Source organism: Nonomuraea africana (assembly GCF_014873535.1).
In the GTDB taxonomy this organism is placed as follows: Bacteria; Actinomycetota; Actinomycetes; order Streptosporangiales; family Streptosporangiaceae; genus Nonomuraea; species Nonomuraea africana.
In genome coordinates this window covers 8,764,967-8,777,832 of sequence record NZ_JADBEF010000001.1, presented here as the reverse complement: position 1 = coordinate 8,777,832, position 12,866 = coordinate 8,764,967, and the positions used below count along the sequence as shown (strand labels likewise).

The 12,866-nt window shown below is 70.1% G+C and carries 10 protein-coding genes; 3 read left to right on the top strand and 7 right to left on the bottom strand.

Annotated elements, in window-relative coordinates; genetic code table 11:
- Nucleotides 1-29: 29 nt before the first annotated feature.
- The 7 genes from manB to H4W81_RS42015 all read right to left on the bottom strand — a co-directional run bounded on the left by manB (nt 30) and on the right by H4W81_RS42015 (nt 8,041).
- Complete coding sequence (manB, locus tag H4W81_RS42045; protein WP_225959048.1) at nt 30-1,109, bottom strand: mannose-1-phosphate guanylyltransferase; 1,080 nt, start codon at nt 1,107-1,109, stop codon at nt 30-32.
- A gap of 32 nt (nt 1,110-1,141) precedes the next feature.
- A complete protein-coding gene (locus H4W81_RS42040) occupies nt 1,142-2,260 on the bottom strand; it encodes a glycosyltransferase family 4 protein (protein WP_225960783.1) in 1,119 nt (372 codons plus the stop codon).
- Between the two features lie 62 nt (nt 2,261-2,322).
- Nucleotides 2,323-3,204, bottom strand: coding sequence for a lysylphosphatidylglycerol synthase domain-containing protein (locus tag H4W81_RS42035; RefSeq protein WP_192779885.1), 882 nt, complete (start codon nt 3,202-3,204; stop codon nt 2,323-2,325).
- Nucleotides 3,201-4,013 (bottom strand): class I SAM-dependent methyltransferase, encoded by an 813-nt coding sequence (locus H4W81_RS42030; RefSeq protein WP_318782417.1) that lies wholly within the window; start codon nt 4,011-4,013, stop codon nt 3,201-3,203. Before H4W81_RS42030 ends, H4W81_RS42035 begins: the two co-directional genes overlap by 4 nt.
- A 13-nt stretch (nt 4,014-4,026) precedes the next feature.
- Entirely contained in the window at nt 4,027-5,082 is a 1,056-nt protein-coding gene (locus H4W81_RS42025) for a glycosyltransferase family 4 protein (protein ID WP_192779884.1), read from the bottom strand.
- Complete coding sequence (locus tag H4W81_RS42020; protein ID WP_318782416.1) at nt 5,079-5,972, bottom strand: glycosyltransferase family 2 protein; 894 nt, start codon at nt 5,970-5,972, stop codon at nt 5,079-5,081. The genes H4W81_RS42025 and H4W81_RS42020 overlap by 4 nt, the downstream gene beginning before the upstream one ends.
- An 86-nt stretch (nt 5,973-6,058) precedes the next feature.
- Entirely contained in the window at nt 6,059-8,041 is a 1,983-nt protein-coding gene (locus tag H4W81_RS42015; protein ID WP_192779882.1) for a hypothetical protein, read from the bottom strand.
- 131 nt (nt 8,042-8,172) lie between these two features.
- On the opposite strand from H4W81_RS42015, the gene H4W81_RS42010 reads away from it, so the two are divergent.
- From H4W81_RS42010 to H4W81_RS42000, 3 genes are all read left to right on the top strand, one after another.
- Nucleotides 8,173-9,534: a hypothetical protein gene (locus H4W81_RS42010; RefSeq protein WP_318782415.1), complete on the top strand. Its 1,362-nt coding sequence runs from the start codon at nt 8,173-8,175 to the stop codon at nt 9,532-9,534.
- Nucleotides 9,535-9,779: 245 nt separating this feature from the next.
- Complete coding sequence (locus H4W81_RS42005) at nt 9,780-11,387, top strand: LCP family protein (protein WP_192779881.1); 1,608 nt, start codon at nt 9,780-9,782, stop codon at nt 11,385-11,387.
- A gap of 231 nt (nt 11,388-11,618) precedes the next feature.
- Nucleotides 11,619-12,860 carry an acyltransferase family protein gene (locus H4W81_RS42000; RefSeq protein ID WP_192779880.1) on the top strand — a complete coding sequence of 414 codons (1,242 nt, stop codon included), beginning with the start codon at nt 11,619-11,621 and terminating at the stop codon, nt 12,858-12,860.
- The last annotated feature ends 6 nt before the right edge of the window (nt 12,861-12,866 follow it).

The following is a 12,866-nucleotide window of genomic DNA, read 5'->3' as shown; positions in this document are numbered from 1 at the left end:
CAGTCTGCCCGCCGTACCGCATGGCCGGGTCAGGCGTCGCTGGAGAAGCGCACGGCGCACTCGGGCAGGACCACGCCGGGCCACACCCGCGCGCCCGCCTTCAGCTCGTTGCCCGCGCCGACGGTCGCGCCGTCGCCGATCACCGCGTCGCGCACGACGGCGCCCTTCGAGATCCTGGCGCCGAGACCGATGAGGGAGTCGACCACGGTCGCGCCCGATTCGATCACGCAGCCGTCGCCCAGCACGCTGCCGCTCACCGAGGCCTCCGCCTCGACCACGGCCCGCACGCCGACCACCGAGCCGCCGGTGACCTTGGCCTCCGGCGAGACGACGGCCCCCTCCAGCGACAGGGACTCGCCGGGCGGACCGGGGAGCGCGGGCGAGCTCAGCCTGCCCAGCACCAGGTCGCGCGAGCCCTTGACGAAGGCGGCGGGGGTGCCGACGTCGAGCCAGTAGCTGCTGTCGGCGTAGCCGAGCACCAGCGCGCCCGACTCGATCAGCGCGGGGAACGTCTCGCGCTCGACCGACACGACCTGCCCCGCGGGGATCTCGTCGATCACCGAGCGGGTGAAGACGTAGCATCCGGCGTTGATGCGGTTGGTCACGGGATGGGGAGTCTTCTCCAGGAACGCGGTCACCCGCCCCGACTCGTCGGTCGGCACGCAGCCGAACCGCGTCGGATCCTCCACCTCGGTCAGGTGCAGTGTGACCGCGGCCTCGCGATCGACGTGCTGCCTGACCTGGTCGCCGATGTCGTGCCCCGAGAGGATGTCACCGTTGAGGATCAGCACGGGGTCGCCGGGGCCCGCGGTCAGCGCCTGCGCCGCGTTGCGGATCGCCCCGCCCGTGCCGAGCGGTGTCTCCTCGGTCATGTAGACCAGCTCGAGACCCATCGAGGATCCGTCGCCGAAGACCGGCTCGAACATCGAGGCCTTGTAGGAGGTGGCGAACACGATGCGCCGCACCCCGAACGAACGGGCCTGCGCGAGCTGGTGGGCCAGGAAGGGAACCCCGGCCGTGGGCAGCAGCGGCTTGGGCGTGCCCAGTGTCAGCGGACGCAGGCGCGTGCCCTGGCCTCCGACCAGGAGAATCGCCTCGAGGTCTGGCAAAGAGCTCTCCATCACCCCGTGAGGTTACCCAACTATTCGATCGCGCGTTGATAGGACAGCAGATGAGCCTGCGCGGAGGCGTCCCAGCTGAACTCCTTGGCCCGCGCGAGACCCGCCGTGGCCAGCCGCTCCCGCCGGTCGGGCGCGGCCAGCAGCTGACCGAGCGCGGCGGCGATGCTGTCGGGGTCGGGCTCGGTGTAGGCCACCGCGTCGCCGCCCACCTCGGGCAGGGAGGTGCGGTGCGTGGTCAGCACGGGGGCGCCGCAGGCCATCGCCTCCAGCACCGGCAGGCCGAAGCCCTCACCCCGCGAGGGGAAGGCCACCACCAGCGCGCCGCCCAGGAAACCGGGCAGGTCGGCGTAGGACAGGTAGCCGGGACGCACCACCTTCACCGTGGCCTCGACCTCGCTGACGGCCGCGTCGACGTCGTCCTCGTGGATGCCGCCGACGATGACCAGCGCCGGCGGGTCCTGGAGGTGCTCGACCGCCCTGGCGAAGCCCCTGATCAGGTTCGGCACGTTCTTGCGCGGCTCCAGCGCGCCGAGGAAGGCGACGTACGGCTGGCCGTGCAGGGCCAGCCGGTCGGCCACCCTCCTGCTCTCCGCCTCGCTCGGCGCGTGGAAGATCCCGTGGTCGACGCCGTGGTAGGCGACGTCGATCCTGGTCGGATCGGCGGACAGCACCCTGATCAGCTCGTCCCTCGTCGCCTTGGACGGCACGATCACCCGCCGCGCGTGCCGTACGGCGGTGCGGGTGGCCGACCTGAAGAACGACGCGTTGACCGTGGCGAGCTGGTCCTGCTCGGTGAACCAGGTGACGTCGTGGACGGTCACCACGGTGGGCAGGCCCGACCGCAGCGGCATGGAGTAGTGGGGAGCGTGGATCACCTGCGCGCCCACGCGCTGGGCGATCACCGGCAGGCTGGTCTGCTCCCACGCCAGCCTGGCCGATCTGTTGGTGATGGACACAGGCCCCTGCACCACCCTCGCCGAGGGGGCGAGCCTGCCGTACCTGTCCGCGTCCGCCCGCTGGCAGACCACACTCACATCGGCGCCGGCCCGGTGGAGCCCACCGACCAGCCCATCGACATACCGGTTGAGCGCGCCACGGTCGGCGGGTACCGCGGCCGCGTCGATGAGCACTCGAGGCATCACGAAAGATCCCTCCCCTGAAGACCCTCGTCTGATCCAACCCTACGACCCGGTGCGGCAAATCACACGGGATTGCGGTCCACTGTGGCTCTCGCGGCGGCTCCGGCCGCGGCGGCGCAGATCAGATCGGCCAGGATGATCACCATCCGGGAGCACAGCGCGAGGGCGATCGCCGAGCCGCGATCGAGGACCGGCGACATCACCGCCACCATGGCGGCCTCGCGCACCCCCGCGCCCGCGGGCACGACGAACGTCATGATGCCGAGGGACCACGTCAGCGCGAACGCGCCGATGGCGAACAGCAGCCCGCCCGTGGCGCCCATGTCGCCGGCCAGGAGGAACAGGTGCACGCCGTAGGCGCTCCAGCCGGCCAGCGCCCACGCCAGCGCCGTCAGCATGCCCCTGCGGCTGAGCGGCCTTTCGAGTGGTTCCCGCCGGAGCCTGCGCAGGCCGAAGCCGATCACCGCGTTGATCACCTTCGGCTCCAGGAGCACCAGGAGCACGGGGATGAGCAGCAGCGCCCAGCCGAAGCGGTCCCAGCCGAGCGTGACCAGCGTGACGAGCAGCCCGGTGGCCAGCTGGATCGGCATCATCAAGAAGAAGGCCGCCGCGCTGCGCGGGCGCGGCACGCCGAGGTCCTTGCCCATCTCCATCTGGGCGAGGACCGGCCACACCGCGCCGGGGATGTACTTGCCGAGCTGGCCGACGAAGAACACCTTCGCCGCGGCTCGCAGCGGCAGCGGCGAGCCCAGGTCGGCCAGAAGTGTCCGCCACGTCATCATGGCGGCCAGCAGCGCGCCGACCACCGAGACCAGCGAGCCCGCCAGCATCGGCCAGGTCAGCCTGGCGAACCCGGCGACGACCGCGTCCCACTGCGAGGCGACGACCCAGGCGCCGAACCCGAGCGCGACCAGCAGGAAGCCGAGCCGTACCGCCTTCTTCACAGCCGCTCCGGCGGCTGCGGCAGCGCGGCCCCCGCGGGTGTGCGCGGCCGCTTGGTGGCCACCCACAGGTAGGTCGGCACCAGCGGCAGCATCAGCTTGAGCACGGCCCGCGGCGTGCGGGCCAGCACCGCCTGCGCGATCCTGCCGAGGAGGCCGGGGAACAGCTCGCCGCCGGCGAACGCCGTGGGCGTGGCGAGCACCGGGAAGGTGTAGTCCCACACGTAGAAGGCGCGGGTCATCTTCCGTAGCCCCCGCCTGGTGCGGAAGCGCTCGTAGTAGTGGTCGGCCCGGCCGAAGGCGCGCACGTAGCGGTCGGCGAGCGGGGCGGGCAGGTACGACAGGAACGGCAGCTTGTAGTGCGGCTCCATGATGCCGAGCTTGTTGCCCAGGCCCAGGTAGAGGACGCCGTCCTCGGACAGCACCCGGTGCATCTCGGCGACGACCGCGTCGGGGTCGACGACGTGCTCGTAGATGTGGTTGAAGACCAGCACGTCGACGGAGGAGTCGGGGAAGGGCAGTGCGGTGCCGTCGCCGCAGATGAAGGCGACCCGCTTGCCGAAGCGGTCCGCGGCCTTGCGCAGGCCCGGCACGTCGATGTCGATGCCGAGCGTGTGCGCCGCGCCGGCGGCGGCGAGCTCGTCGGCGATGAACCCGGCCGAGCAGCCGACGTCGCCCACGGTCAGCCCCCCGAGCGGCCCGTGGAAGTGCTCGAGGACTGCGATGATCTTGGCGGCCTTGCGCCTGCGCTTGGCTTCGTCGAGCATCGCCGGCTGAAACTCGGAGTACTCGAGCTGCTTCTCCTTCACCACGTCCCCGATCCTCTCAGGCTCGAAGGAGTGTGTCGGCGTACGTGCGCCAGAACGGCTCGGGATCGACGGCCTGGACGCCCGCCCTCAGCCGCTCGGGATCCTCGTAGAACCGCTCGATCGCCTTGCGCAGCGCCTCGACGTCCTCGGGCTCGACCAGCAGGCCGTCGACGCCGTCGCGGACGTTGTCGGCCAGCGCGCCGACCCTGGTGGCGATCACCGGCACCCCGTGCTCGTGGCCGAGCCACACGTTCTGGCTGGCCGTGGCGTTCCGGTACGGCAGGACGAGCGCGTCGGCCCGCGCGAACAGGCCGGGCACGTCGTCGGCGGCGACGTAGCCGGGCCGGAGCTCCACCCGGTCGCCGATGCCCAGCTCGGCGATCAGCGCCCTGGTGTCTTCGAGCCCGCCCCAGAACTCCCCCGCCACGGTCAGCGAGACGCCCTCGGGCAGCGCCCTGAGCAACAGGTCGAGCCCCTTGTACGGCCGGACGATGCCGAAGAAGAGCAGCCTGTGGTGGATCCCCTCGGCTCTGTCCTGGCTCCTGGCGGGCAGGTGCGGAGGCAGCGCCGCGGTGCTGGTCGGCCTGTTCGTCAGTGTCCTGGCCAGACCGGCCTGCTGCTCGGAGTGGGTCAGCACGCCGTCGACCCGCTTGAGCAGCGCCTTCATCAGCGGCTCGTCCCATGGCTTGCGCTCGTGGGGCAGGACGTTGTGGCAGAGCGCGATCGTCCTGGTCCTGCGGCCGAGGCCGAACAGGATGCCGAGGTAGGCGGGGACCTGCACCGGGCTGAGCACCGCCAGGATCACCAGGTCGGCGCTCCTGAGCCGCCGCCCAGCCGCGACCCAGCCGTCGGGCCTGCGCCAGTCGAGCCGCCTGTGCGTCTTCGGGTACGGCTCGCCCTCGGGGACGTCGATCGTCTGCTGCCCCGGGTAGAGGAAGGAGGGGTACTGCGCCTTCCACGACTCGATCACCACGTCGTGGCCCTGCGCGGCCAGGCGATGGGCCAGCTCGGTGGTGTGCTGGGCGCCGCCACCCTTGTACGGGTAGGTCGGGCCGACGATCGCGATCCTCATTCGCCGCGCGACCTCACGATCAGGTCGGCGAGCAACGCCACCGATCCGATCAGCATGCCGGACAGCACGATCATGATGGTGTTCGTCGGGATGTAGAAGGGCGTGCGCACCATGTCGTAGACGAACTTGACGAACCCGATGCCCACCAGCCAGAGGGCGGGCGGCATGAGCACCTTGAGCGGGTTGAAGTACATGACCATCCGCAGCACCTGCAGGATGTAGCGGTAGGCGTCGCTGACGAAGCTGAACTTCGACTTGCCGGCCCGCTTGGCGTACTCGATCGGCAGGTAGTAGACGTCGTGCTGGTTCGACAGGAACGACAGCGTGATCGTCGTGACGCACGAGAACCCGGGCGGCAGCAGCCTGAGGTACGGCTTGGCCACCGACTTGCGGAAGGCCCGCAACCCCGAGTTGAGGTCGGGGATCCTCTGCCCCGCCAGCTTCTCCGCGATCTTGCGGATCACCCACTTGGCGGGCACCCTGAGGATCTTGTGCGAGCCCTCCTCGGTGGTGCGCGCGCCGACCACCTGGTCGACCGTCTGGTCCTTCTCCAGGATCTGGACCAGCTCGGGGATGCGCTCGTTCGGGTAGGTCATGTCCGCGTCGGTCCACACGACGATCTCGCCGCGCGCCTCCTGCGTGCCGATCCTGCGGACGGTGCCCGAGCCGCCGTTGCGGTGGAAGGCGCGGATGCGCATGTGGGGGAAGCGCGGCGCGGCCTCCTCGAGCCTGGCCAGCGTCTCGTCGGTGGAGCAGTCGTCGACGGCCACCAGTTCGTAGGTGTAGCCGCTCGAGTCCATCGCCTTGGTGATGCGTTCGACCTCGTCAAGAACGTGATCCTGCTCGTTGTAGCAGGGCAGGACAATCGTGACGTACGGCGTAGCTTCCACGGCGGATCCAGTCTTGGGGGGCTCAAGCGTGCTCACGTGGGACGAGGGTACCCTTCCCTGTCACGCCTCGGTTCCACTCGGTCAATTCAGGCCGGTCGTGTCATCCAGACGTTGACCACCAGGCGCCAGGCGCCGTCGGGGGGCGCGACCAGGGAGCGTTCGTCCTGGCGGGTGTCGAGGGCGACCACGTGGCGCGGCGTGCCGTACGGGGTGAGCTGGCCGGACTCGGCGGCCAGCAGCACGGGTGCGCGCCCCGCCTTCCTGATCTTCTCGATGAGACGGCGGACGGCGACCGGGGACGGGGTGTCGGCCGACGATCTGCGCACCTGGGCCGTGGGCACCCCGCAGGTGCCGCGCACGACCTGGGAGAAGCGGTCGGCGGTGACGCGTTCGACGATCAGCACGGAGGCGTCGGAGGGGATGCTCTCGCACAGGCGCTCGACGGCGGCGCGCTCCCCTCGCTCGATCGGGGTGAAGGCGATGCCGATGGAGGTGACGGCCACCGGCGCCAGGACCAGCACGACGGCGGCGGCGCCGAACCAGCGCGTGCCGTGGCCGCGGCGGCCGAGCCGGTCACGGCACCACGCCAGCCCCCAGACGGCCAGCATGATCAGCCCGGGGATGACGACGGGCACCAGGCGGCGCGAGGCCCACGGGTGGTCGGGGGTGATCTCGGGCCTGAGCAGGGTGGTGACCGTGGTCCAGCCGATGATCGCCAGCGGGAGCAGCCACTCGAAGGAGGACCCGTCGCGCAGCCGCCTGACCAGCACCGCCGCGGCGAGTGTGGCGAACACCACAACGGGCACGCCGACGTACCAGATCACCCAGTAGAGGGAGTCCTCGAAGTAGAGGCGGGTGCCGTCGATGGGCAGCCCGTTGTTCTTCTGCGTCGCCACGAGGAACTCGAAGGTCCGCCAGTCTCCGGGCGTGTTGGGCGTGCGGCGGACGGTCTGGACCCACGGGCGTACGGCGAGGCCGAGCATGACCAGCACGACCAGGCCCGCGCCGACCTCGGGCAGCCATCTGGGCGGGCGCAGCCGGGACAGGCGGCCCGCCAGTGCGGTGCCGACGGCCGTCAGCACCAGCACCGCGACGGAGATCAGCAGCAGCGGCCGCACCGAGTTCGAAAGATCCGCGAGGTAGGGTCCGGCGAACGTCCGCGCGGCCACGAGCCCGAGCCCCACGCCGACGGCCAGCCCCGCCAGCAGCGAGAAGCCGCGGCGCAGCGCGATCAGCAGCCCGGCGAAGGCCAGGACGGGCAGGACGTCGCGCAGCGCGTCGATGCGCACCAGCACGGCCAGCCCGAACACCAGCCCCGCCAGTGCGCTGTCCCATCGGCCCCTGGCGTCGTGGAGGAGGGCGATGCCGCCGAAGATCAGGATCAGCGACGGGATCTCGCTGAACGTGGCGCGAGAGGTGTAGAGGATGGGCAGGCTGATCGCGAAGGCCAGCGCCGCGAGCACGGCCCAGCGGGCTCCCACCAGCCTCGCGACCGCGCCCGCCAGCACCAGCGTGGCCAGCGCGCCGAGCACCGGCGGGGTGAACAGCAGCCCGCCCAGCCACTCCCCCGCCGCGAACAGCATCGGCGGGCCCGGCAGGAACTGCGGCACCACGGCGCCCGGGGCGTCGTAGAAGCCGATGCTGTCGAACCGCAGCGCGGGATCGGCGCCGCCGAACGCCTCGGCCTGCTGCGGGACGGGCAGGGAGCCGTTCCTGGCGATCCAGATCGCGTACTGCGCGTAGGTGGCGGGATCGCGGCGGACGATGAGCTGCTCGCTGTGCAGGATCGCGTTGCCGACCAGCGAGAGCAGCGCGACGCCGAACACGCCGCCCACCTGCCTCGCCGTGGCGTCGAGGTCGGGCATCCGGGTGAGCGCCACCTTGCCCAGCACCACCAGGACGGCCCCCGCCAGGACCGTCACGGGGAACGGCTTGAACCACCCAGCCAGCAGCAGCGGCAGCCCGGCGAGGAGCCAGGCGGCCACCGCGAGCGCGGGCAGCACGGTGGCGACGGCGAGCACCCTGCCCGCCGACGGCCTGCGTGAGTGATCGGGCCATGCGAGCGTCATCGGTGATCGCGAGAGTACCCAACGCCGACCACCGGTGGGGCGCGGCCCGGCCGGTGGAAGCCGGTAGCGTACGGCAGGCGTCGGGCTGCGCCCGGCCATGGCCGGAGCATCGGGACGGGGAGGGCACGCGGGTGGAAGCCGGGCGGTCGGCCTGGGTGCGGCGGCAGGTGCGGCGGCACCGCTGGTTCCTCGGCGTGTTCGGGGTCGGCGCCCTGCTCAGGGTGATCACCATGCTGGGCTACCGGCCCGCGCTGTGGTTCCCCGACTCCTACACCTACATCGTCACCGTCTTCCACCTGCGTCCCGATCTGGTGCGGCCCGCGGGCTACTCCTTCTTCCTCAAGCTGCTGCAGCCGTTCCAGAGCTTCGCCGCCGTCACCGCCGTCCAGCACCTGCTCGGCCTGGCCACCGGCGTGCTGGTCTACCTCGCGGCCCGAAGAGTGCCGAAGTGGGCCGCGACGCTGGCCGCCGCGCCCGTGCTGCTCGACGCCTACCAGATCGAGCTCGAGCACCTGCTGATCTCCGACGCCCTGTTCACCTTCCTGGTCGTCGCCGCGGTGGTGCTCGCCGTCCGCAGGGACCTCACCTGGCGTACGGCGCTGGCCATCGGCCTGCTGCTCGCCTGCGCCTCCCTGACCAGGACGGTCGGCCAGCCGCTCATCGTCGTGCTGTGCGCCTGGCTGCTGCTGCGCAGGCGGATCGCGCTGGCCGGCGTCACGGCGGCGGCCGCGCTCCTGCCGGTGCTCGCCTACGGCCTCTGGTTCCACGCGACCTACGACAGGGTCGGCATCGTCGGCGCGAACGGCGTCTTCCTCTACGCCCGCACGATGTCCTTCGCCGACTGCGCGGCGATGGACCCGCCCCCCGACCTGGCGGTGCTGTGCGATCCGCGCCCGCCCGAGGCCCGGCCGCCTTCGCAGGAGTACATCTGGGCCAAGGACGCGCCGCTGGTGAAGCTGCCCGGCATCACCTTCTCCGAGGCCAACGACGACCTGGCCGGCAGGTTCGCGATGCTGGCCATCCGCAGCCAGCCGCTCGACTATCTCGGCTCGGCGCTGTCGGAGCTGGTGCGCACCTTCACACTGGGCCGGCCCGTCTACCCTGACGCGGAAATCTACGCTTACTACGAGTTTCCTGTGAACCCACCTCCGCCGCCCGGCCGATATCCCGCCCAGGTCGGCGCGCAATTCGCACATAAATACGAAAACGGCCCCATTGGCACCGCCATCGTGGAGCCGTACGCGGGGTGGCTGCGCGCCTACCAAAGCGTCGTCCGCATGCCCGGAGCGGTCCTCCTGGTGCTGCTGATCGTGCCGCCCGCCGTGGCGATCAGGCGCAGGAGCTACCAGGGCGCCTGGCTGCTGCCCTGGTCGACGGCGTGGGTGCTGCTGATCGTGCCGCCCGCGGTGGCCGAGTTCGACTACCGCTACACGCTGCCCGCCATGCCACTGGCATGCCTGGCGGCGGCGCTTTCCACAAGGCGCGTAACGTAAAGTTTTTGGCGACTACATTCCATGAAATGTCCGAATCTGAGTATGCTCTGGGACGGGATCATCACGCCCGGGTCACGGCCTTTTGAGTCGGTCATGGCTTCGGCAACGCTTACGGTGTCCTAGTCTCGTGGCGCGATGAGCGATCGACCGAGCCGGCACGACGCGGGCTCCGAATCTCCGGACGAGGAGGCCGTTGTGCGCAGGAAGCCCACCACGGACTCCCCACCTCCGGGCGAGGAGATCGTATGAGCAACCACAGGAGCGCCGACGTCCAGGATCGCCTGGTCGCGCCGGCCACCCCCGGTTATCGGTCCTCCCGCAGGGCAGGCGCCTCCCCACCCCCGCCGCCCCCTCCGGAGGAGCCCCGCGGCCGCAGGAGCGGCGACGGCGGACGCAGGAAGCTGAGCGGCCTGGCCTGGACGAGCATCGCGCTGACCGGCCTGATGGTCGCGGGCTCGCTGACCGGCTACACGATCTACCGCAGCGCGCTGGCCGGCTTCGGCCAGAACGACCCGGACACGAAGATCCGCAACCCCAGGCCCGCGAACATCACCGGCGCGCTCAACGTGCTGATCGTCGGCTCCGACACGCGTCACGGCGAGGGCAACGCCAGGTACGGCCAGGCCGCCGCCAGGATCGACTCGGGCAAGCGCACCGACACGATGATCCTCATGCACATCTCCCCCACCAGGGACAAGGCGCAGCTCATCAGCTTCCCCCGCGACTCGATGGTCCAGATCCCGCAGTGCGAGGCCGAGAAGAGCAAGACGGTTCTCCCGGCCACCCGCGACATGATCAACTCGGCCTACAACCGCGGCGGCATCGCCTGCACCATCACCACGATCGAGACGCTGACCAACATTCGCATCGATCACAACGTCGAGGTCGACTTCAACGGCTTCAAGGCCATCGTCGACGAGCTCCATGGCATCGAGGTCTGCCTGAACAGCCCGGTCGACGACAAGAAGGCCAAGCTCAAACTGCCCCGCGGCAGGTCGACGCTGAACGGCGAACAGGCCCTCGGCTACGTCCGCCTGCGCGCCTACGGCAACCACAGCGACCTCGAGCGCATCAAGCGCCAGCAGCTCTTCGCCAGCCAGGTCGTCAAGAAGATCACCACCGGCGGCGTCCTGTCCAATCCGCCCAAGCTGATCGGCCTGATCCAGGCGGCCTCCTCTTCGGTCACCATGGACAAGAAGCTGGCCAACGACCCCAACAAGCTCCTGGAGATCGCCCAGAGCGCCAGGTCGCTGACCGCGAGCAAGGTGCAGTTCTACACGGTTCCCGTCCTACCCGACCCCACCGACCCGAACAGGGTCATCTGGGACCCGGTCCGCGCGCCCAAGCTCTTCGAGGCCATCAGGAACGACACCGCGTTGCCCGAGCCCACGCCCACGGCCAAGAAGTTCGTGCCCAAGGTCGAACAGGTCAAGGTCCAGGTGATCAACGGCACGACCACGCAGGGCAAGGCGGGCGAGGTTGCCCAGCAGCTGACCGAGCTCGGATTCAACGTGGTCGGCACCGGCAACGCCCTGACCCCCGAGGGCACCAGTCAGCCCAAGACCCAGCTGCTGTACGGCAAGCGCGACACCACCGGCCCCGACTACGCCGGCGTGCTCGCCTCGAAGCTGTCGGGCACCAAGCGCCCCTCCACCAAGGGCAAGGTCAAGGTCACCAACCCGGCGGCTTTCACCGGGAGCGGCACCACCCAGACCGTCGCGGACAAGGGCGCCGACAAGACTCCCGTGATCCAGTTGCTGATCGGCGACGACTTCACGGGCGTCCGCACCGAGATCCCCGAGTCCATCAAGGAGACCGGCATCTCCGCCGACACCAAGAACATCTGCGCCTGACGGAGTGCCCGTCATGAGCGGTTCTTGACTGATTTCGGCGGAGTCGGTCAACCTCCAGATTCCCTGTGGATTACGGCCGTTTCTCCAGTCTCCCCCGCGACATCGGCCCCGCTGGACGTTAGGGTTGTCAGAATCGCCCACGCGAGTCGGCGCCTTGCCAGGCGTGTGCAAGCCGCCCTCGCCGGCGTGGCTCCGACCCCCGGCCCCGATAGATAGCTGAGCGTCTCGCCCGTGAGTGACACCCGATCGTCCTTCCCGGTCTCGGCCCCCAGGAGCAACGGCGCCCATGGCGCCGCCCCTGAAGCGCCACCTGCCGAGACGGAGAGGGTGAACACCCCGTGGCCGCAGGCCGCCCCGCCCCCGCAGGGGTGGGGACAGCAGGCGCAGGACGCCTCCTTCTGGGGCACGGCGGCCACCGAGGACCGCTCCGACGACCGCCCCGAGCCCGAACTCGACGAAGAGCCCAAAGCCGCGCCGCGCAGGCGCGAGCCGTACCTCGACAACGTCAAGTTCCTGCTGATCGCGCTCGTGGTCGTGGGGCACTCGCTGGTCCCCACGCTCAACGCCGACTCCTCCAAAGCGCTCTACATCTTCATCTACACCTTCCACATGCCGCTGTTCGTCATCGTGAGCGGCTACCTGTCCAGGAACTTCTGGAACTCCAACGCCAAGACGAACAAGCTCGTCGACACCTTCGTCGTGCCGTACGTGATCGTGGAGGTCGGCTACGCCGCGCTGCGCTTCTCCCTCGGGCAGAAGTGGAGCCTCACGATCATCGACCCGGCGTGGCTCAACTGGTATCTGCTCGCCCTGCTGTTCTGGCGGCTGTCCACCCCGGTGTGGAAGCGGATGAAGCAGCCCATCCCCGTGGCGATCGCCATCTACCTGTTCGCCGGGTTCTCGCAGATCTCCGGCGACTTCAGCATGGACCGCTTCTTCGGCCTGCTGCCGTTCTTCGTGATCGGCCTGGTCATGCAGCCCGAGCACTTCGAGATGCTCAACCGCACCTGGGTGAAGATCCTCGCGGGCGTGACGCTGGCGGGGGCGGCGGGCGTGGCGGTCTATCTCGGCCTGGGCAAGTGGTCGCTCAAGCCCTTCTACTTCAAGCACAGCTTCCAGGACATGGACCTGTCCTGGTACATGGGCCTCGGGCTGAAGATGGCGCTGCTGATCGCCTCGCTGGCGATGTGCTTCGCCTTCCTGGCGCTGGTGCCGCGCGGCGAGACCTGGTACACCGACCTCGGCACCCGCACCCTCTACGCCTACCTCCTTCACGGCATCCCCGTCCTGATCGCCAAGGAGCAGGGCTGGCTCGACCTGCCCTGGCTGCACGGCCCGCTGGGCGTGCTGGCGATCAGCGCCAGCTGCTTCGCCCTGGCGATCGTGCTGTGCCTGCCCGAGACCCGCACGGTCTTCAAGTGGGTGCTCGAACCGCGCCTGACCTGGCTCTACCGGCGTCCTTCGGGAAGTTAAACGGCA